Source organism: Streptomyces sp. WM6378 (genome assembly GCF_001279695.1).
GTDB lineage: Bacteria > Actinomycetota > Actinomycetes > Streptomycetales > Streptomycetaceae > Streptomyces.
Genome location: NZ_LGDD01000318.1, coordinates 15093 through 36483, shown reverse-complemented (window position 1 = coordinate 36483; position 21391 = coordinate 15093). Strand labels below are relative to the sequence as shown.

The following is a 21391-nucleotide window of genomic DNA, read 5'->3' as shown; positions in this document are numbered from 1 at the left end:
ACCGGTCTGTTCCGGACCAAATCGATCGAGCAGTCAATGCAGGACACGGAGGAGCCAGAACACGCACTCAAAAAGTCCCTCTCCGCTCTCGACCTCACCGTTTTCGGGGTCGGAGTCATCATCGGCACGGGCATCTTCGTCCTCACGGGCAAGGTCGCCAAGGAGAACGCCGGGCCCGCGGTCTCCCTCGCCTTCGTGGTGGCGGGCGTCGTCTGCGCCCTGGCCGCCCTGTGCTACGCCGAGTTCGCCTCGACGGTGCCGGTGGCCGGATCCGCGTACACCTTCTCCTACGCCTCGCTCGGCGAGCTGCCCGCGTGGATCATCGGCTGGGACCTGGTGCTCGAATTCGCCCTGGGGACGGCGGTGGTGGCGGTCGGCTGGTCCGGCTACGTCCGCTCGCTGCTCGACAACGCGGGCTGGCACCTGCCCGAGTCGCTCAGCGGCCGCGACGGCGCCCACGGCTTCGGCTTCGACATCCTGGCGGCCGCCCTCGTCCTGGTGCTCACCGGCATCCTCGTCCTCGGCATGAAGCTGTCGGCCCGGGTCACCTCGGTCGTCGTCGCCGTCAAGGTGACCGTCGTCCTCATCGTGATCGTCGCGGGCGCGTTCTTCATCAAATCCGGCAACTACTCGCCGTTCATCCCCACCGCGCAGCCGCAGACCGCGGGCGGCAACCTCAAGGCCCCGCTCATCGAGCTGATGTCCGGCTACGCCCCCACCAACTTCGGCGTGATGGGCATCTTCACCGCCGCCTCGGTCGTCTTCTTCGCCTTCATCGGCTTCGACGTCGTGGCGACCGCCGCCGAGGAGACCAGGAACCCGCAGCGGGACATGCCGCGCGGGATCCTCGGCTCCCTGCTCATCTGCACGATCCTCTACGTGGCCGTCTCCATCGTCGTCACCGGCATGCAGCACTACACCGACCTCTCGGTGGACGCGCCGCTCGCCGACGCCTTCAAGGCCACCGGCCACCCCTGGTTCGCCGGCGTCATCAGCTTCGGCGCCGCCGTGGGTCTGACCACGGTGTGCATGATCCTGCTCCTCGGCCAGACCCGGGTGTTCTTCGCGATGAGCCGGGACGGGCTGCTCCCCCGGTTCTTCTGCCACGTCCACCCGCGCTTCCGCACCCCGCACCGGCCGACCATCCTGCTCGGCGTGATCATCGCGATCGTCGCGGGCTTCACCAGCCTCAGCGAGCTCGCCGAACTGGTCAACATCGGCACCCTGTTCGCTTTCGTCGTCGTCGCGATCGGCGTCGTCATCCTGCGCCACACCCGCCCCGACCTGCCCCGCGCCTTCCGCACTCCGCTGGTGCCCTGGGTGCCCGCGGGCGCGGTGGCCGCCTCGCTGTGGCTGATGCTCAACCTGCCCGCCGAGACCTGGATCCGGTTCGGTGTGTGGATGGTGATCGGCGTCGTCATCTACTTCGGCTACGGCCGCAGTCACAGCCGGGTCGAGGCCCGTGCCGGACGCGACTCCCAATAGCCCGCGCCGCACACAACTCCCAGTAAACGGAGCCCGATTCCGCCGCGGCCCCGTATGCCCCTCGTGAGCAGGCGTACGGGGCCGCATAGAGTGACGCGCATGCTGGCCGAGCCGCCGCCCTCGCCGCTACCTGACCGCGGGGCTGCTCACCAACTACAGCGGCGGCCGGGGCGGCCCGCAGGTGGGGGAGAAGTACGGGGTCGACGGCGCCTGGCCGGTGTTCCGCACCGAGCTCGCCGACCGGCCCGCGGCCCTCGTCGTGGGCGACTCCCGGGGCAAGCCCTTCGCCCCGGACCGCCTCCCCACCCTGCGCCGCTTCCTCGCCTCCCAGTACGAGCGGAGCGCCGTCGTCGACGGGGCCGTCCTCTGCGTACGCGCCGACTGAACTCACCCGACCGGGTGAACGACCACGAGCGGAACCCTGCCCGCCGCCCTTGTGCCGAGTGACGAAAAGCCCCACGTCGGGACGGAAATCCCGGGGGAAAACGGGGGCCCATACCAGTGTTATGGTCGGCAGAAAGTCGCTGGTTTGCTGGACCCGGACGCGTCGCGCGGATCCGGTGGGGAAAGGTGGTCGTGGACCATGGCACTGAGGTCTCGACAGACATCGGGCGGGGAGCCCGCCAGGTCCGGCGGCATCGTCACCGCACCGACCCGCGCCACCCCGGTCGTGGCGACCGAGGACGGCCGCCCCACCGTCACCGGCTGGCTCCGCCTCGGCAAGGACGGTCGGCTCTCCGCGTACGCGCCCGCCGCGGGCGGCGTGGCCCGCTGGACGGAGTCGTCGCCGGGCGGCGCCTGGACGGGCCCCGAGCTGGTCGCACCGGGCAAGGGCCTCCAGTCGCACCTCTCGGTCGGGCAGGGCGCCGACGGCTATGTGCACCTGACGGCGCTGCGGCACACCCCCATGGAGGACGGCGGCACCTGGGTCGAGCTCGTCCACGCCATCCAGTACCAGACGGGCCGCCCGGTCAAGAACTGGGCCGTGGTCGGCTCCCCCTACCCCCGCCGCGACTGGGAGAAGGGCCTGAAGATGGGCCACCCCTCGGTGGGCGTGGACTCGGCGGGCAACGCCCAGATCGTGGTGCGCAACGCCTTCGGCGGGGTCTCCGCGCGCGGCCAGGAGCCGTCCGGCAAGTGGGCGGGCTGGGCCGACCTCAACGGCAACGGCGCCGACCGGTCGATATCGGTCGTGGCGGGCGAGGCCGGCCGCATGGTCATCCACGCCCCGTCCAACACCGGCATCATGCGCTTCGAACGGGCCGCCGCGGACGCCTCCTTCGAGGAGATCGAGAAGCTGGCGGGCGACCCGGAGACCGGCACCATCGCCGGCCTGGTCACCGGCGAGGGCGGCCGGGTCACCTTCTTCCTGCGCGACGCCAAGTCCGGCGAGCTGCGCGCCTGGCGCGGCGACGGCCCCACCGAGTCGCTCGGCGGCCGGGGTTCGGGCCCGGTCGCGCTGTTGCGCAAGGAGATCGACGGCGTCGACTGCACGGTGCTCGCCCAGCGGGACCGCGACGGCCGTCCCGCGATAGCGGCCTATCCGACCGAGCAGGAGGACGCCGGCGTCACCTGGACCCCGACCGGCGAAGTCTGCGCGGGTGCCCCGGCGTTGACGCTGGACGCCGACGGCCGGATCGTCCTCGGCGTGTTCACCCCGGAGGGCGGCCTGCGCATCACCCGCCAGCGCACGGACGAGCCGGGCCTGGCCCTGGAGGCCTGGCAGCAGGTCTGACGCACACGGCACCGCACGGGGAGGCCCGGGACCGCATGATCGGTCCCGGGCCTTGGCGCGTGGAGAGACCCGTACATCCATGACGTACCGTCAATAACCTTGTCCGGACCGGGAGTTGAGCGCGACAAAGGCCCCGCACCGAAGTGCGGGGCCTCTGCTGTGGGGCGGTGTTACGCGGGGACGCTCGCGACGCCCTGCGCCAGGAACTTCTTGCCGTTCACGCGCTCCGAGACGCCTTCGCGGTCCAGGTACGGCGTGATGCCGCCCAGGTGGAAGGGCCAGCCGGCGCCCGTGATCAGGCAGAGGTCGATGTCCTGGGCCTCGGCGACGACGCCCTCGTCCAGCATCAGACCGATCTCCTGCGCCACCGCGTCCAGGACGCGGTCCCGGGTCTGCTCCTCCGTCAGGGCGACATCGCCCTGCTTGAGGAGAGCGGCGACCTCCGGGTCCAGCTCCGGCTTGCCGGAGTCGTAGACGTAGAAGCCGCGCTTGCCGGCCTTGACGACCGCGGCCAGGTTCTCGGAGACCGTGAAGCGGTCCGGGAAGGCGCGGTTGAGGGTCTCGGACACGTGCAGGCCGATGGCCGGGCCGACCAGCTCCAGGAGCACCAGCGGCGACATCGGGAGACCGAGCGGCTCGACGGCCTTCTCGGCGACGGCGACCGGGGTGCCCTCGTCGATGACGTTCTGGATCTCGCCCATGAAGCGGGTCAGGATGCGGTTCACGACGAACGCCGGGGCGTCCTTCACCAGGACCGCGGTCTTCTTCAGCTTGCGCGCGACGCCGAAGGCCGTGGCCAGCGAGACGTCATCGGTCTGCTCGCCGCGGACGATCTCCAGGAGCGGCAGGATCGCGACCGGGTTGAAGAAGTGGAAGCCGACGACCCGCTCGGGGTGCTTCAGCTTCGACGCCATCTCGGTGACCGACAGCGAGGAGGTGTTGGTGGCGAGGATCGCGTGCGCCGGGGCGACCGCCTCGACCTCCGCGAACACCTGCTGCTTGACGCCGATCTCCTCGAAGACGGCCTCGATGATGAAGTCGGCGTCCGAGAAGCCCTCGGCCTTGTCGAGGACACCGGAGACCAGGCCCTTGAGACGGTTGGCCTTGTCCTGGTTGATCCGGGACTTCGAGAGCAGCTTGTCGATCTCGGCGTGGACGTAGCCCACACCCTTGTCGACGCGCTCCTGGTCGATGTCGGTCAGGACGACCGGCACCTCAAGGCGGCGCAGGAAGAGGAGGGCGAGCTGCGAGGCCATGAGACCGGCGCCGACGACACCCACCTTCGTCACCGGGCGGGCCAGGTTCTTGTCCGGGGCGCCGGCGGGGCGCTTGGCGCGCTTCTGGACCAGGTTGAACGCGTAGATGCCGGACCGCAGTTCGCCACCCATGATCAGGTCGGCGAGCGCGGTGTCCTCGGCGTCGAAGCCGGCCTGGAGGTCGCCGTCCTTGGACGCCGCGATGATGTCGAGGGCGCGGTAGGCGGCCGGGGCGGCGCCGTGCACCTTCGAGTCGGCGATGAAGCGGCCCTTGGCGACGGCCTGGTCCCAGGCGTCGCCGCGGTCGACCTCGGGGCGCTCGACGGTGACGTCGCCCTTCAGGACGTTCGCGGTCCAGACGAGGGACTGCTCCAGGAAGTCGGCACCCTCGAAGAGGGCGTCGGCGATGCCGAGTTCGAAGACCTGCTTGCCCTTGAGCTGGCGGTTCTGGTTCAGCGAGTTCTCGATGATGACCGAGACGGCCTTGTCGGCGCCGATCAGGTTGGGGAGCAGCGTGCAGCCGCCCCAGCCCGGGACGAGGCCGAGGAAGACCTCGGGCAGCGAGAACGCGGGCAGCGCCTTGGAGACGGTGCGGTAGGTGCAGTGCAGACCGACCTCGACGCCGCCGCCCATCGCGGCACCGTTGTAGTACGCGAAGGTCGGCACGGCCAGCGCGGCGAGGCGCTTGAAGACCTCGTGGCCGCTCTTGCCGATGGCCAGAGCGTCCTCGTGGCGCTTGAGGATCTCGACGCCCTTGAGGTCGGCGCCGACCGCGAAGATGAACGGCTTGCCGGTGACACCGGCGCCGACGATGGCGCCCTCGGCGGCCTCCTTCTCGACCTGGTCGATGGCGGCGTTCAGGTTCGCCAGCGAGCCGGGGCCGAAGGTGGTCGGCTTGGTGTGGTCGAAGCCGTTGTCGAGCGTGATGAGGGCGAACTTGCCAGCCCCGTAAGGCAGTTCAAGGTGACGCACGTGCGCGGACGTCACGACCTCGTCGGGGAACAGCTCGGCCGCGCCCTTGAGAAGCTCAGCGGTGGTGGTGCTCACTTGCTGCCTCCGGCGTCCTTGTGGTGCGGGTTCTCCCAGATGACCGTGGCGCCCATGCCGAAGCCGACGCACATGGTGGTGAGGCCGTAGCGGACCTCCGGCTGCTCCTCGAACTGCCGGGCCAGCTGCGTCATCAGGCGTACGCCGGAGGAGGCGAGCGGGTGGCCGTAGGCGATGGCGCCGCCGTACTGATTGACGCGCGCGTCGTCGTCGGCGATGCCGTAGTGGTCCAGGAACGCGAGGACCTGGACGGCGAACGCCTCGTTGATCTCGAAGAGGTTGATGTCCTCGATCGACAGGCCCGCCTTGGCCAGCGCCTTCTCGGTCGCCGGGATCGGGCCGTAGCCCATGACCTCCGGCTCGACGCCGGCGAAGGCGTAGGAGACGAGGCGCATCTTCACGGGGAGGTTGTTCTCCCGCGCGAACTCCTCGGACGCGATGATCGACGCGGTGGCGCCGTCGTTGAGGCCGGCCGCGTTGCCCGCGGTGACGTTGCCGTGCACACGGAACGGCGTCTTGAGGCCCGCGAGGCTCTCCAGGGTGGTGCCCGGACGCATCGGCTCGTCGGCGGTGACGAGACCCCAGCCGGTCTCGCCGACCTCGGAGTTGGTGTTGCGCACGGAGATCGGGACCAGGTCCTGCTGGATCTTGCCGTCGGCGTACGCCTTGGCGGCCTTCTCCTGCGAGCGCACCGCGTACTCGTCGGCGCGCAGCTTGGTGATCTGGGGGTAGCGGTCGTGCAGGTTCTCGGCGGTCATGCCCATGAAGAGGGCGGACTCGTCGACCAGCTTCTCGCTGACGAAGCGCGGGTTCGGGTCGACGCCCTCACCCATGGGGTGGCGGCCCATGTGCTCGACGCCACCGGCGATCACGGCGTCGTACGCGCCGAAGGCGATCGAGCCGGCGACCGAGGTCACGGCGGTCAGGGCGCCCGCGCACATGCGGTCGATGGAGTAGCCGGGGACGGACTGCGGGAGGCCCGCGAGGATGCCGGCGGTGCGGCCCAGGGTCAGACCCTGGTCACCGATCTGCGTGGTGGCCGCGATGGCGACCTCGTCGATCTTCGCGGGGTCGAGGGCCGGGTTGCGGCGCAGCAGCTCGCGGATCGCCTTGACGACCAGATCGTCGGCCCGGGTCTCGTGGTAGATGCCCTTCGGGCCCGCCTTGCCGAACGGGGTGCGGACGCCGTCGACGAAGACGACGTCCCTGACGGTACGAGGCACGATGGCTCTCCTCCAGGGTGCGGGGTGGCACTGCACTGCTGCGCACGCGACTGAGCGCGCGCTCACCCCGCCCATGCTACTTACGAGTAACCAAACTGCCCAGCCCCGGGGGCGGGAGCGTCGAACGTCACACTCCGGGCGACCGTGCTGGGGCTCCGCCCCAGACCCCTTGGGCCCCCACCCCACCCCTTCCCGAGACCCTCCGGGGGTGAGTGGCGCGGCTGCGGACCGTGGGTGGCAGGTCGCGCCCACGCGGCGGAGCCGCACATGTCACAGCCCCGCGCCCCTGACAGCGCCGGGTACAGGCATTTTCAGCCTGTCCGGCGTTTGAGGACGAGCGCCCTTAAGGCGCGAACGGGGTCTGGGGCGGAGCCCCAGGGGACCAGCTTCAACGCACCCCCACCCCCGGCGGGTTTAGGGAAGGGGCGGGGTGGGGCCCAACGGGGTCTGGGGCGGAGCCACAGCGCACCACGCCCGGCTAGCCGCAGGTCAGGGTTGCACCCGCCCAGTCCCCATGGTCCAGCCCGTTCCCGTCGCCGCCGTCGGTCACGACCAGGTCGATCACCTGCGCCCCGGACACGTCCGCGGCCAGCGGCGTCGCCGCCTGCCGCCCCCGCAGCACCGCCGTCGCGGCCACGGGACGCCCGTCCGCCAGGACGGAGAAGGCCACCGAGCCGCCGCCACCCGTCTCGTCGTCCACCCCCACGGACGCCGTGAACCGCGAGCACGCCCCGCCGAGGAACACCGTCACGTCGCCGGCCGCGTGCACCCCGAGGCCCTTCGCGTACGGCACGCCCGCGATGGACATCGGGCGTCCGTCACCGGCCGCGTCCTCCCCGTTGGAGGTGTTGCGCTCCACCGGCCCCCACCCGTTCGTCGCGGTGAAGTCGAGATCGGCTACGTCGTGCGCCCCAGCCCCCGGCGAAGGGGGCGGCGAGGCCACGCCCACCGCGGCGGACGCCGTGCCGCCCCGGTACCGGACCGCCGCCGAGAGCACCGAAGTCCAGGGCCCCGAACCGCCCGCCGCCGTCACCTGCCAGGTGCGCGTCACCGTGCGCCCGGCCGGCACGTCCCCCAGCGGCTGGCTGAGGGGCGTGGAAGCCGTCCATCCGTCGGGCAGCCGCATCGTGAGAGAGGCGTCCCCGGCCGTGGTCCGGCGCGGCGCGAAGGACGCCGTCACCTCGCCCACTGCGCCCCGCGCGATCGCGTCCGGCGCCGCGATCCGTACATCCGCGCCCGCCGAAGGATCGCGGTTGGCCGTCGCCGACCAGCCCGGCGAGGCGACGTCCCCGTACCGCAGCGGCGTCGTGTGGTTCCCGTACGCGTCCAGGGTCACCTTTCCGAGCCCGTCGCCGGCCGCGTCCTCGCCGATCACCGCGATGGCGACCGTGTTGTGGCCGTGGGTGCGCAGCATCCCGGGCTGCACCGGGAACGACTTCTGCGGCCCGAGGTCGTTGACGTACAGGCCGGTCATCCAGCCGTTGACGTAGACGAGCGCCCGGTAGTGCTTCGCCTTGTCGTCCGAGATCGTCAGGCCGAGCGGTACGTCCTGGCCCTGCGGCAGATCGAGGTCGAAGCCGGTGCGGTACCAGGAGACCCCGGCCGCGCCCGCCCGCGTGTCCGGCAGGGACGTGGCGGGCCAGCCGCCGTCCGGGTAGCCGGGCAGGTGCATGCCCTGGCGTTCGCCGTACAGGCCACCGGTGTTGAGCCCGCCGCGCACCGGGTCGACGAGGTCCTCGCCGCCGAGCGCGCCCTGCAGCCGCCAGCCGATCTGCTTCGCCGAGCCCACGAGCCGCACCGAGGTCAGGCCGCGCGGCTGCTTGTGGCTGTCGTCGGCCGACCAGTCCTGTTCGTGCGCCATGTCGGCCGCGAGCACCGCGAGGACGTTGTCCTTGCCCGCCTTCAGGACCCCGCCCGGTACCGCGAACAGCTGGGTCGCGTCGGCGGAGCTGCCCAGATACGTGCCGTTCAGCCACACCAGGTACGAACCGCCCTTGCCCGTACTGGCGTTGACCTGGATCCCGGACTCCGATCCGGCCGCCGTGAAGTGGCCCCGGTACCAGATCGACCCGGCATGGAAGCCGTAGTCGTCCGCCGAGAGCACCGGCTTGTCGGCGGCCCGCCACGCCGCGTCGTCGAACCCGGGCGCCGCCTCCGGCGTCTCGCGCTGGACCCGCCAACTCCCCAGCGGGGCAAGGGAGACCGGCTTGGGTCCGGCAAGCGCGCTGCCCGTCGTGTCGAGCGCGCCCGGCGCGGGCCGCCCGTTCCAGCTGACGGACGTCGCGGGCGCGCCGGTCAGGACGTGCAGCGAGGCCGCCTTGTCGGTGTCCCCGGTGAGCTTCAGCACGCCCCTGTCGTACGAGGCGGTCCTCAGCAGCTCCGGACCGCTGGCCAGGACCGGCCCCTGCGGGGTGTCGAGCCGCCAGTAGGTGTCGGCTGTCGCATCGTCAGCCAGTAGGAGGAGCAAGGGAGTCGAGCCGTCGAGTGGAGTGATGAGGACCTGCGTCAGGCCGTCGTGGGTGTAGTTCAGGCGCAGATCGCCGCTCGTCGCGTCCCAGGTCTGCTTCACCTGCCCGCTCAGCACCCGCACGCCGGGCCGCGCCGCGTACCGCAGCACGCTCTCGCCGTCCTGCCCGTGCCGGCCGTAGAGCAGCGCCACGTCCCGCGCGCCGAACGTGCCGTGCGTCATGAGCTCGGACGTCGAGTACCTCAACCGCTGGTGATCCATGGCGTAGTCCGAGACAAGGAGCTTCGAGTCGCGGCCGTCGACCGTCAGGGCCGTGCCGGGCTCCTGCGGCACCGACGCGTACCCGCCGAGTGCGAGGTGCGTGGTGTCCTTCGCCTTGTTGTTGACGTCCTTGTGCCGCACGACCGTGATCGTGGTGCCGTCGTCGGGGTTGCGCCGGTCGCGGCGCAGCACCGCGGCGTTGTCGGGCGCGCTCGCCGTCACGCCCTCAGTCTTCGTCAGCGGCGCCACCGACTGCACCAGATACCCGAGCCGCTTGTCGACCAGGTACTTCTCGCTGAGCTGGCGGTCCTCGCGGATCGGCGCGCCGTAGTCGTAGGAGCTGTAGACCGCGCCCGGTGAGGGCAGCCAGCCCCAGGAGGTGCCGCCGTAGGCCATGTAGAAGTTCTGCATCGTGGCGCCCGAGGCGATGTTGTTCTCGTACGCGGCCTTCTCGAAGTCGCCGTCGGTGAGCCGGCGGCACTTGTCGAAGCCGGGGCCGCCCCACGGGTCGAAGGAGCCGCCCTGGAATTCGGCCAGAAACAGTGGTTCGTCGCTCCTCTTCGCACCGGACAGATCGGGCAGCCCGTGCCAGGTGTCGGGGCTGGAACAGTTGAAGCCCTGCGGGTAGGAGTCGTGTCCGTCGATGTCGAGTTCCTTGGCGAACACGCCGTTGTGGTTGCCCGTCAGCGGCACCGTGATGCCATCCGCGTGCGCCTTGTCGACGAGGTGCTTGATGTAGGCGTGGCCGTCGGGGGTGTCCTGGTAGTACTCGTTCTCGACCTGGTAGGCGATCACCGTGCCGGTGCCGTTGGTCAGCTGGTGGCGGGCCAGGATCGGGTCGATCTTCGAGAGCCATTCGTCGGCGGCCGCCAGATAGTCGGGAGCCGTGGTGCGGGCCTTGCCCTTCTGGGTGACCAGCCAGCCGGGGAAGCCGCCGCCGTCCGTCTCGGCGTTGATGTACGGGCCGGGGCGGGCGATGACGTAGATCCCCACCTCCCGCGCGATGTCGAGCAGCTTGTCGACGTCGCGGACGCCCGTGAAGTCGTACACCCCGGGTTTGGGTGAGTGGAAGTCCCAGTCGAAGTAGATGGAGGCCGCGTTGAAGCCGCCCGCCTTCATCTTCTGCAGGACGTCGCGCCAGGCGTCGGGGCTGGGCAGCCGCCAGTAGTGGAACTCGCCGGACCAGATGGAGAGCGGCTTGCCGTCGATGGTGAGGGCGTGGTCGTCGTGGCCGACGGTGTGGGCGGCGGGCGGCGCCTTCGGGCGGGCCTGTGCGGCGGGCGCGGTGGCGGTGAGGCCGGCGGCGCCCAGGGCGAGCACGGTGGTGACCGCGAGAGCCGCCGCGCGTAATGGCGTGCGCATGTCATTCCTTCCGTGGTGCGGTGCACTGAAAGAATCTGATGCGGCGCACAGCCTAAAGCTGTTCGAGGCTGTTGGATACGGTCCGGTCTTGGGGAATTCTGAGCCCGCGGCGACATGGAGGTGCCGCGGGCCCGACCCGTTCAGCCGGTCAGGACTTGGCCGGTGTGTCCGTGAGCGCCGCCGAGAGCAGCGGCGTGACCTGCTCGATCTGCCAGCGCCTGGCGCCGTACGACGCGAGCGCCTCGGCGACGGCGGCCCCGGAGCGGTCGCCCGGTGGCTCCCAGCAGACCCGGCGCACGGTGTCCGGGGTGATCAGGTTCTCCTGCGGCATGTTCAGCCGCTCGGCGAGCTCGGAGACGGCCGCGCGGGCCGCCGAGAGCCGGGCCGCCGCGGCCGGGTCCTTGTCCGCCCAGGAACGCGGCGGCGGCGGGCCCTGCAACGGCTGGCCGGGCTGCGGGAGTTCCGCCTCCGACAGCGCCTTCGCCCGGTCGATTGCCGCCTGCCACTGCTCCAGCTGCCGCCGGCCCATCCGGTGCCCGAAGCCGGGCAGCGCGGTCAGCGCGTTCACGTGCGCGGGCAGCGCGAGCGAGGCCTCGATGATCGCGGAGTCGCTCAGCACCTTGCCCGGCGAGACGTCACGGCGCTGCGCCACCTTGTCGCGGGCGGTCCACAGCTCGCGCACGGCGGCCATCTGCCGGCGCCTGCGCACCTTGTGCATGCCGGAGGTGCGGCGCCAGGGGTCCTTGCGGGGCGGCGCGGGCGGGGCGGAGGCGATCGCGTCGAACTCCTCGCGGGCCCACTCCAGCTTGCCCTGCCGGTCGAGCTCCTTCTCCAGCGCGTCGCGCAGATCGACCAGGAGTTCCACGTCGAGGGCGGCGTAGCGCAGCCAGGGCTCGGGGAGCGGCCGGGTCGACCAGTCGACCGCCGAGTGGCCCTTCTCCAGGGCGTACCCGAGCACGCTCTCGACCATCGCGCCGAGGCCCACGCGCGGGAAGCCCGCGAGCCGCCCGGCGAGCTCGGTGTCGAAGATCCGGGAGGGGACCATGCCTATTTCGCGCAGGCACGGCAGGTCCTGGGTCGCGGCGTGCAGGATCCACTCGGTGTCCGAAAGTACCTCCCCGAGAGCGGAGAGATCAGGACAGCCGACGGGGTCGATGAGCGCGGTGCCCGCCCCCTCCCGGCGCATCTGCACGAGGTAGGCGCGCTGCCCGTAGCGGTAGCCGGACGCGCGCTCGGCGTCCACGGCGACAGGGCCGGTGCCGGCCGCGAAGGCGGCGACCACTTCGGCCAGTGCTTCATCGGTGGCAACGACAGGCGGAATGCCCTCTCGGGGCTCCAGCAAGGGAATCGGCGCCTTGTCGACGTCGTCCGGGGGAGCGCCCCCGGTGGTTCGCAGTGCTGTCTCTGCTGCGGTCTTATGGGCGTCGGTCACCTGTCAAGGGTATCTGTGTATGCACGTCGCCCGTCGACGGAACGTTCCGTCGACGGGCGCGCGAGGGTCGTAAACCAGTCAGTGGATGATTCCGGTACGCAGCGCTACGGCCACCATGCCGGCGCGGTCACCCGTGCCGAGCTTGCGTGCGATCCGGGCGAGGTGGGACTTGACGGTCAGGGCGGACAGCCCCATGGAGACGCCGATCGCCTTGTTCGACTGGCCCTCCGCAACCAGCCGGAGCACCTCGACCTCGCGGCCGGAGAGCTCGCGGTAGCCGCCCGGGTGACTCGGGGCACCCGGGGGGCGACGGTGCATACGGGCGGCCGCGGCGCCGATGGGGGCGGCGCCGGGACGGCCGGGGTGTCCGACGTTGGTGCGGGTACCGGTGACGACGTAGCCCTTCACGCCGCCGGCGAGGGCGTTGCGTACGGCGCCGATGTCGTCGGCCGCGGACAGGGCCAGGCCGTTGGGCCAGCCGGCGGCTCGGGTCTCGGACAGCAGGGTCAGCCCGGAACCGTCGGGCAGGTGGACGTCGGCAACGCAGATGTCGCGCGGGTTGCCGACGCGGGGACGGGCCTCCGCGATGGACGACGCCTCGATGACGTCACGTACTCCGAGCGCCCACAGGTGCCGGGTGACGGTGGAGCGGACTCGGGGGTCGGCAACGACGACCATGGCCGTCGGCTTGTTCGGGCGGTAGGCGACCAGGCTTGCGGGCTGCTCAAGAAGAACGGACACCAGGCCTCCTGGAAAGGTGCGGGACGAAGCCGGCTCGGGGATGAAGCCGGGGCGAACCGTGCAGTTAGGGTCACAAACCTCTTCGGCACCAAACCCCTCGGCCTTTAGAGAATGATCACGATTTGGTGAGAAACATTTAGGGCAATTCGGACGCGTGCTCGATCGTCGAGTAATCGGCGGGGCGCCCGGACCCGAGCGGGGGCCCGCGGAAACGGCCTGCGCCCCGCCGGGGGCGGGGCGCAGGCCGTCAGGAGGGTGCGTCAGCGGGGGTCGCGGCGCTGCGGCAGGGTGACGACGCCGCTGCCCGCCTCGGTCGGACCCGACACCGGCGGCAGGCCCGCGATCTGGCACAGCAGATCGCACCAGGCCGCGAGGTGGCCCGCCGTGTCCGGCACCCCGCCCAGGCCCTCGCGCGGCGTCCACGACGCCCGGATCTCGATCTGGGTCGCCGGAAGCCGTTCCGCCAGCCCGCCGAAGTAGTGCGAGCCGGCCCGCGTGACCGTGCCGCTCGCCTCCCCGTACGAGAGGCCGCGCGCGTCCAGGGCGCCGGTCAGCCACGACCAGCAGACCTCGGGCAGCAGCGGGTCGGCCGCCATCTCCGGCTCCAGCTCGGCCCGTACGAGGGTGACCAGGCGGAAGGTGCCCTGCCAGGCGTCGTGCCCGGCGGGGTCGTGCAGCAGGACGAGCCGACCGTCGGCCAGGTCGTCCTCGCCCTCGACGACCGCCGCTTCCAAGGCGTAGGCGTGCGGCGCGAGACGCTGTGGCGGACGGGTCTCGTCCACCTCGATCTCGGGGCGCAGTCGCGCCGTGCGCAGTGCGTCGACGGCCTGACGGAAGGGGATCGGAACGGTGGTCCCGTCCGCGGCTTCCCTGCCGTCAGCGCCATCCGAAGTTCGTCCCTGAGCGGCAGCCATGCGGGGAAGACTAGGCGGAACGGGCGCCCGGCGCCGGTAGGGACACCCGGCCCGGGGCAGCGGCTTGCGGCCACATGCGAAGATTCTGGGCGTGAGCGCCAACGACCGCCCTGTGGGCCAGCCGAACAGCAAGACGCACGACTCCGCGTTCCTCAAGGCGTGCAGGCGGGAAGCCGTCCCGCACACGCCGGTCTGGTTCATGCGCCAGGCGGGGCGGTCGCTGCCGGAGTACCTGAAGGTGCGCGAGGGCATCCCCATGCTGGAGTCGTGCATGCGGCCCGACCTGGTCACCGAGATCACGCTCCAGCCCGTGCGGCGGCACAAGGTCGACGCGGCCATCTACTTCAGCGACATCGTGGTCCCGCTCAAGGCCATCGGCATCGACCTGGACATCAAGCCGGGCGTCGGCCCCGTCGTCGCCGATCCGATCCGGACCCGGGCCGACCTCGCGCGGCTGCGCGACCTGACCCCCGAGGACGTCCACTACGTCACCGAGGCGATCGGCATGCTGACCGGCGAGCTCGGCGCCACTCCGCTCATCGGCTTCGCGGGCGCCCCGTTCACGCTGGCCAGCTACCTCGTGGAGGGCGGCCCGTCCCGCAACCACGAGAACACCAAGGCCATGATGTACGGCGACCCGGAGCTGTGGGCCGACCTGCTCGACCGCCTCGCCGAGATCACCGCCGCCTTCCTCAAGGTGCAGATCGAGGCGGGCGCCTCCGCGGTCCAGCTCTTCGACTCCTGGGTGGGCGCGCTCGCCCCCGCCGACTACCGGCGCTCGATCCTGCCCGCCTCGGCGAAGGTCTTCGACGCGGTCGCCTCCTACGGCGTCCCCCGCATCCACTTCGGCGTCGGCACGGGCGAACTGCTCGGCCTCATGGGCGAGGCCGGCGCGGACGTCGTCGGCGTCGACTGGCGCGTCCCGCTCGACGAGGCGGCCCGCCGGGTCGGCCCCGGCAAGGCGCTCCAGGGCAACCTCGACCCGGCCGTCCTGTTCGCCCCGACCGCGGCCGTCGAGGCGAAGACCCGCGAGGTCCTGGACGCCGCCGCCGGCCTGGAGGGCCACGTCTTCAACCTGGGCCACGGCGTGCTCCCGTCGATGGACCCGGACGCGCTGACCCGCCTGGTCGCGTACGTCCACGAGCAGACCGCCAAGTAGCGGCTACCCGGCGGCGCGCACGGCCGACACCGCCTTGCGTGCCGCCACCAGGACCGGGTCCCACACCGACGAGAACGGCGGGGCGTACCCGAGGTCCAGGGCCGTCATCTGATCCACCGTCATACGGGCGGTCAGGGCGACCGCCGCGATGTCGATCCGCTTGGCCGCGCCCGCACCGCCCACGATCTGCACGCCGAGCAGCCGCCCCGTGCGCCGCTCGGCCAGCATCTTCACCGTCATCAGGGCCGCGCCCGGGTAGTACCCGGCGGTGTTGGTCGACTCGATGGTCGCCGTGACGTACTGGAGGCCCTCCTCCCGCGCCTCCTTCTCCAGGAGACCGGTGCGGGCGATCTCCGTCTCGCAGACCTTGGTGACGGCCGTGCCGACCACGCCCGGGAACGTGCCGTACCCGCCGCCCACGTTGGAGCCGATGACCTGGCCCTGCTTGTTGGCGTGCGTGCCGAGCGCGATGTGACGGTGCCGACCCGACACCAGGTCGAGCACCTCGACGCAGTCGCCGCCCGCCCAGATGTCCTCGTGCCCGCGCACCCGCATCGAGGTGTCCGTGCGCAGCGCGCCCGCGACGCCGAGCGGCAGCCCGGCCGCGCGGGCCAGCTCGGTGCGGGGCGTGACGCCCAGGCCGAGCACCACCACGTCCGCCGGGTACTCGGCGGACTCCGTCGCCACCGCGCGCACCCGCCCCGACCCGGCCGTCAGGACCTTGGTGACCTCCGCGCCCGTGACCACCCGGATCCCGGAGCGCTCCATCGCCTCGATGACGCGACGGCCCATGTCCGGGTCGAGCGAGTGCATGGGCTCGGGGCCGCGGGTCAGCAGCGTCACATCGAAGCCGCGGGCCAGCATCGCCTCCGCCATCTCGATGCCGATGTAGCCGCCGCCCACCACCACCGCGCGCCGCTCCCCGACCGCCTCCAGGCTCTCAAGGAGGGCCCGCCCGTCGTCGATGGTGTGCACCCCGTGCACCCCCGGGGCGTCGATCCCCGGCAGCGCCGGCCGCGCCGGCCGCGCCCCCGTCGCGATGACGAGCTTGTCGTACGAGGTCCACTCCTCGGCACCGGACGCGAGGTCGCGCGCCCGCACCCGGCGGCCCGCCACATCGAGCTCCGTCACCTCCGTACGCATCCGCAGATCGATCCCGCGGGCCCGGTGCTCCTCGGGCGTGCGGGCGACCAGGTCGTCGTGACTCGGCACGTCGCCGCCCACCCAGTACGGGATCCCGCACGCGGAGTACGAGGTGAAGCCCGAGCGCTCGAAGGCGACGATCTCCAACTCCTCGGGGCCCTTCAGCCTGCGGGCCTGCGAGGCGGCGGACATGCCCGCCGCGTCACCGCCGATGACCACCAGTCGCTCCGCCGCCATGGGTGTTGCCTCCGCTCGTGAGGTCCGCTCGGATCGCGCCTTCTCCTGGTGAAGATACGTACCGGGAGAGCGGGGAATTCCCCGCCCGGCCGGTGGCCTCTCGGGTGTTGGTCCGGCAAGCCGGTCAACTCGCCTGTACCGAACGGGAGTTGATCAAGGGACCGGGACTCGTTTCAGGGCGCCGGCCGGGGTCTGAGACAGTGGAGGCATGGACAACGCCGTCACCCGCGCCCCGCACATCGTCGTCGTCGGAGGCGGAATCTCCGGACTCGCCGCCGCCCACCGGCTGCTCGGGGCCGGCGCCCGGGTGACCGTGCTCGAAGGCAGCGCGGTACTCGGCGGCAAGCTGCTCGCCGGGGAGATCGCGGGCGCGCCCGTCGACCTAGGCGCCGAGTCGATGCTGGCCCGGCGCCCCGAAGGCGTCGAGCTCGCCCGCGCGGTCGGCCTCGGTGACCGGTTGCAGGCGCCCGCCACCGCGGCGGCCTCCATCTGGACCCGGGGCGCGCTGCGGCCGATGCCCAAGGGCCATGTGATGGGCGTCCCCGCGCGGCCCGGCACCCTCCACGACATCCTGTCCGCCGAGGGCCTGGCCCGCGTCGAGCAGGACCGCGAACTCGCCCCGACCGAGGTCGGCGAGGACATCGGCGTCGGAGAGTTCGTCGCCAAGCGGGTCGGCCGCGAGGTCGTCGACCGCCTGGTGGAGCCGCTGCTCGGCGGCGTGTACGCGGGCGACGCGTACAAGATCTCCATGCGGGCCGCCGTCCCCCAGCTCTTCGAGGCGGCCCGCACCCACGGCTCGCTGCTCGACGGCGTCCAGGACATCCAGGCGAAGGCCGCGGCCAAGCAGCAGAGCGGCCCGGTCTTCGCGGGCCTCGACGGCGGCCTCGGCACCCTGCCCGGCGCGGTCGCCGACGCGGTGCGCGCCCAGGGCGGCGAGATCCGCACCGAGACCCCCGTGCTCGGCCTCACCCGTTCCGCCGACGGCTGGCAGATCCGTACCGACACGGAACTCGTCGAGGCCGACGGCGTGATCCTTTCCACCCCCGCCTGGTCCGCCTCCGCGCTGCTCGCCGCCGAGTCGCCGGTCGCGGCCGCCGAGCTCTCCGAGGTCGAGTACGCCTCGATGGTCCTGGTCACGCTCGCGTTCCGGCGCGCCGATCTGGCCGGGTTGGAGGAGCGCTCCGGGTTCCTGGTGCCGCCGGTGGACGGCCGCACCATCAAGGCCTCCACCTTCTCCTCGTACAAGTGGCAGTGGGTGAAGGAGCGCGGCTCGGACCTGTTCGTGCTGCGTACCTCGATCGGGCGCTACGGCGAGGAGCAGCACCTGGACTGGGACGACCCCGATCTCGTGGACGTCTCGCTCGGCGACCTCGGCGAGGCCGTCGGCCTGTCCGCCCGGCCCGTCGCGACCGAGGTGACCCGCTGGATCGGCGGGCTTCCGCAGTACCCGGTGGGCCATCTGGCCAAGGTCGCCCGCATCCGGGCCGAGGTCGCCAAGCTGCCCGGACTGCGCGTCTGCGGCGCCGCGTACGACGGTGTCGGCATCCCCGCGTGCGTCGCGAGCGCCCGGCGCGCCGCGGACGAGATCATCGCCACGTCGACCCTGGCGCGGAACACCCAGAGTGACGCGGGACAATAGCCACATGAGTGCTGCTCCGGAAAAGATTCCCAACGCGGGGAAGAAGGCGAAGGACCTCAACGAGGTCATCCGCTACACCCTGTGGTCTGTCTTCAAGCTGCGCGACGTACTCCCTGAGGACCGGTCGGGTTACGCCGACGAGGTCCAGGAGCTGTTCGACCAGCTCGCCGCCAAGGACATCACCGTCCGCGGCACCTACGACCTGTCGGGTCTGCGCGCGGACGCCGACGTCATGATCTGGTGGCACGCGGAGACCTCCGACGAGCTCCAGAGCGCGTACAACCTGTTCCGCCGCACCAAGCTGGGCCGCGCGCTCGAACCGGTGTGGTCGAACATGGCGCTGCACCGGCCCGCCGAGTTCAACAAGGCGCACATCCCGGCGTTCCTCGCCGACGAGCACGCCCGCGACTACGTGTCGGTGTACCCGTTCGTGCGCAGCTACGACTGGTACCTGCTGCCCGACGAGGACCGCCGCCGCATGCTCGCCGACCACGGCAAGATGGCCCGCGGCTTCCCGGACGTGCGGGCCAACACGGTCGCCTCGTTCTCGCTCGGCGACTACGAGTGGCTGCTCGCCTTCGAGGCCGACGAGCTGCACCGCATCGTCGACCTGATGCGTCACCTGCGCGCCTCCGAGGCCCGCATGCACGTCCGCGAAGAGGTGCCGTTCTACACCGGGCGCCGCAAGAGCGTGGCCGACCTCGTGGCCTCACTGGCCTAGCAAGACCAGGTGACCGGGGGCCGCGCCACGCGAGCGGACCCCGGTCACCCCTGACCCGGAAGATCAGAGAGCGGGCAACACATGCCCCGGCCTGCCGGCTGTCCGCTCGTCCAGCGACACCGGGTTCGGCTCCGGGTGCGGCGCGCACGATGCGCGCCGCACCGGCGTCCGACCGTTCAGCAGATAGTCCTCCACATAGCCGTTCACGCACCCGTTGGCGCCGCCCGCGATGCCGTGCGTGCCGGCGTCCTTCTCCGTGACGAGTACGGAGCCCGGCAGCCGCTGCTGGAGTTCCAGCGCCCCGTGGTACGGCGTCGCCGCGTCCCGCTCGGCCGCCAGGATCAGCGTCGGCGGCAGCGCCCCTTCCTCGGCCCGTACGTCCACCGCCTTCTGCTGCGGGGCGGGCCAGTAGGCGCACGGCAGGTTCATCCACGCGTTGTCCCACGTCTCGAACGGCGCGAGCGTGGCGAGCTTGCTGTTGTCGCGGTCCCACGTGGCGAAGTCCGTCGGCCACGCGGCGTCGTTGCACTCCACTGCCGTGTACACGGCGTTGCCGTTCTCGTCGTCGTGCGCCGACTCCGGCTTGGGCGCGGCCTGTTCGATCAGCGGCTTCGGATTGCCCTTGAGGTACTCCGACAGGGCGGTCGCCCGGCTCGACCAGTAGTCGTCGTAGTACCCGGCCTTGAGGATCGCCGCCTGCAACTGCGCGGGCCCCACCTTGCCGCCGGCCGGTTCGCGAGTCAGCGCGGCCCGCACCTTCTCGTAGCTCTCCAGCACTTCGGCGGCTGTGCCGCCCAGGTGGTAGACCGCGTCGTGCTTGGCGACCCAGGTGCGGAAGTCCTTCCAGCGGCTCTCGAAGGCCAGCGACTGGTCGAGGTTGTTGCGGTACCAGATCTGCTGGGGATCCGGGTCGACCACCGAGTCGAAGACCATCCGGCGGATGTGCGAGGGGAACAGCGTCGCGTACACCGCCCCGAAGTAGGTGCCGTACGAGGCGCCCATGAAGGTCAGCTTCTTCTCGCCGAGCGCGGCCCGCAGCACGTCCAGGTCACGCGCGTTGTTGATGCTGGTGTAGAAGCGCAGCGCGTCCCCGGCGTTGCGCGCACAGCCCTGTGCGTACGCCTGGGCCTGTGCGATCCGCTCCTTCTTGTACGACTCCGAGGGGTACGAGGGCGACTCGGTCGGGGCCTTGGCGAAGTCGGCCGGGTCCTGGCAGGACAGCGGCGCCGAGCGGGCCACCCCGCGCGGGGCGTAGCCGACCAGGTCGTACGCCCCGGCGATGCGTTTCCAGCCGGCGAGTTGGGCGACCATCGGGAAGTACATGCTGGAGGCGCCGGGCCCGCCCGGGTTGAACACCAGGGCGCCCTGCCGCCCGGCGCCCTTGGCCCTGACCCGGCTGACGGTGAGGGCGATCTGACGCCCCGTCGGCTGGGCGTAGTCGAGCGGGACCTCGACGGTGCCGCACTGGACCGAGGCGGGCAGCGACTCGGCCTGCGGGCAGCGGCCGAAGTGCATCGGGGCCGCGGCCGCGCGCTGGGCGGCCACGGCCACGCCCCGGGCCTCGGCGGTCAGCGGGTCGGCGCTGCCCGCGGGCGCGGCGACGAGGGCGGAAAGGACGAGGGAACCCAGGGTTCCGTACAGCGCTACAGCTCTCATCGCCGGTGCATCCCTTTCATGCTGCGGTACTAAAGAAGTACATACAGATCAAAAGGGACTACTTCACACGGGGTGAAGTAAAGCAGCGGGGCCGTGCGGGGTGCGGTCATTGACCCCGATGCGCGAAGCGGCCGCTCGTCAGGGCGCTGCGCAGTTGGGGATCGTCCACCGCCCGCAGGCCGCGCACCGCGACCGCGGTGAGCGGATCGCCCGCCGGGTCGAGCCCGCCGAGCAGCCGCTGGCCGTCGGGTGAGGCCCAGCGGGTGTACGGATGGATCTCCACCCGGGCGATGGCGAGGCAGCCGAGCGTGAGGACGAGGGGGAGTGCGAACCAGGCGGCGATCTCGCCCCGCCCGGTGTCGCCTTCGCCCGGCATGAGCAGCGCACTGACGGCGAGCACGGAGATCAGCAGGGTGGCGCTGCGCACCGCCCGCACCGAGGAGCTGACCCCGGACCGCACGGCGTCCGGGACGGCGAGGCCGGCCCCGGCGAGCCGGTCGGCGAGCGAGCGCACCGCGTCGGCCGCGGCCGCGCCCGCCCGTATCACCGCTATCCGCTCCTGGCCGCCCGACCCGATCGCGGTGAGGACGGACCGCTCCAGTTCGTCGCGGCCCTCGGGGTCGACGACGGTGGCCCAGCCGGTGTGCGCGAGCAGCAGTCGGCGGGCGCGGTGCATGGAGACGAGGGTGAGGTCGGCGACCCGGTAGGGGCCGCCCGCCAGGAACGCGGCCTCGTAACAGGACAGGCCCCGCTCCCCGTCCGGCCTCGGTTGGGGGCGGGCCGCGGCGACGGCCGCGAGACACAGGCGGCCACAGGACAACCCGGCCGCGACGATTGCCGGCAGAAGGAAGAGGACCCAGAACATGGCCGAGTTGTATGTGAAGTTGACGCTTCGCCGCCACAGCCTGTCCAC

The 21391-nt window shown here is 71.7% G+C and carries 15 protein-coding genes; 6 read left to right on the top strand and 9 right to left on the bottom strand.

Annotation, left to right across the window (positions count from 1 at the left end):
• Positions 1-36 precede the first annotated feature (36 nt).
• From ADK54_RS32865 to ADK54_RS32855, 3 genes are all read left to right on the top strand, one after another.
• Positions 37-1485, top strand: coding sequence for an amino acid permease (locus ADK54_RS32865; RefSeq protein WP_053729451.1), 1449 nt, complete (start codon positions 37-39; stop codon positions 1483-1485).
• 181 nt (positions 1486-1666) lie between these two features.
• Positions 1667-1870, top strand: a complete 204-nt coding sequence (locus tag ADK54_RS32860; RefSeq protein WP_053729440.1) for a hypothetical protein — start codon at positions 1667-1669, stop codon at positions 1868-1870.
• Positions 1871-2068: 198 nt separating this feature from the next.
• On the top strand, positions 2069-3220 hold the full coding sequence (locus ADK54_RS32855) for a hypothetical protein (protein ID WP_053729439.1): 1152 nt from the start codon (positions 2069-2071) through the stop codon (positions 3218-3220).
• 170 nt (positions 3221-3390) lie between these two features.
• Here the strand turns inward: ADK54_RS32855 and ADK54_RS32850 are convergent, their stop codons facing one another.
• The 6 genes from ADK54_RS32850 to ADK54_RS32825 all read right to left on the bottom strand — a co-directional run bounded on the left by ADK54_RS32850 (position 3391) and on the right by ADK54_RS32825 (position 13923).
• Positions 3391-5523: a 3-hydroxyacyl-CoA dehydrogenase NAD-binding domain-containing protein gene (locus ADK54_RS32850; RefSeq protein WP_053729438.1), complete on the bottom strand. Its 2133-nt coding sequence runs from the start codon at positions 5521-5523 to the stop codon at positions 3391-3393.
• Complete coding sequence (locus ADK54_RS32845) at positions 5520-6746, bottom strand: thiolase family protein (RefSeq protein ID WP_053729437.1); 1227 nt, start codon at positions 6744-6746, stop codon at positions 5520-5522. Before ADK54_RS32845 ends, ADK54_RS32850 begins: the two co-directional genes overlap by 4 nt.
• Before the next feature lie 478 nt (positions 6747-7224).
• Complete coding sequence (locus tag ADK54_RS32840) at positions 7225-10836, bottom strand: beta-galactosidase (RefSeq protein WP_053729436.1); 3612 nt, start codon at positions 10834-10836, stop codon at positions 7225-7227.
• Positions 10837-10984: 148 nt separating this feature from the next.
• Positions 10985-12268, bottom strand: coding sequence for an HRDC domain-containing protein (locus ADK54_RS32835; RefSeq protein ID WP_053729435.1), 1284 nt, complete (start codon positions 12266-12268; stop codon positions 10985-10987).
• Between the two features lie 78 nt (positions 12269-12346).
• Positions 12347-13009 (bottom strand): helix-turn-helix transcriptional regulator, encoded by a 663-nt coding sequence (locus tag ADK54_RS32830; RefSeq protein WP_053729434.1) that lies wholly within the window; start codon positions 13007-13009, stop codon positions 12347-12349.
• Positions 13010-13269: 260 nt separating this feature from the next.
• Positions 13270-13923 (bottom strand): DUF3000 domain-containing protein, encoded by a 654-nt coding sequence (locus tag ADK54_RS32825; protein ID WP_053729433.1) that lies wholly within the window; start codon positions 13921-13923, stop codon positions 13270-13272.
• A 91-nt stretch (positions 13924-14014) separates the two neighbouring features.
• Here ADK54_RS32825 and hemE point away from each other — a divergent pair, with 91 nt between their 5' ends.
• The gene (gene hemE / locus ADK54_RS32820; protein WP_053729432.1) at positions 14015-15082 is read left to right on the top strand and encodes a uroporphyrinogen decarboxylase; all 1068 of its coding nucleotides are present in this window, start codon (positions 14015-14017) and stop codon (positions 15080-15082) included.
• Between the two features lie 3 nt (positions 15083-15085).
• Here hemE and ADK54_RS32815 read toward each other — a convergent pair whose 3' ends face one another.
• Entirely contained in the window at positions 15086-16462 is a 1377-nt protein-coding gene (locus tag ADK54_RS32815) for an FAD-dependent oxidoreductase (protein ID WP_053729431.1), read from the bottom strand.
• 208 nt (positions 16463-16670) lie between these two features.
• On the opposite strand from ADK54_RS32815, the gene hemG reads away from it, so the two are divergent.
• Positions 16671-18101: a protoporphyrinogen oxidase gene (hemG, locus tag ADK54_RS32810; protein ID WP_053729430.1), complete on the top strand. Its 1431-nt coding sequence runs from the start codon at positions 16671-16673 to the stop codon at positions 18099-18101.
• 4 nt (positions 18102-18105) lie between these two features.
• Positions 18106-18822: a hydrogen peroxide-dependent heme synthase gene (gene hemQ, locus ADK54_RS32805; RefSeq protein WP_053729429.1), complete on the top strand. Its 717-nt coding sequence runs from the start codon at positions 18106-18108 to the stop codon at positions 18820-18822.
• A 63-nt stretch (positions 18823-18885) separates the two neighbouring features.
• Here the strand turns inward: hemQ and ADK54_RS32800 are convergent, their stop codons facing one another.
• Complete coding sequence (locus tag ADK54_RS32800) at positions 18886-20478, bottom strand: alpha/beta hydrolase (RefSeq protein WP_053729428.1); 1593 nt, start codon at positions 20476-20478, stop codon at positions 18886-18888.
• Positions 20479-20584: 106 nt separating this feature from the next.
• Positions 20585-21343, bottom strand: a complete 759-nt coding sequence (locus tag ADK54_RS32795) for a TIGR04222 domain-containing membrane protein (RefSeq protein WP_053729450.1) — start codon at positions 21341-21343, stop codon at positions 20585-20587.
• Between the last annotated feature and the right edge of the window lie 48 nt (positions 21344-21391).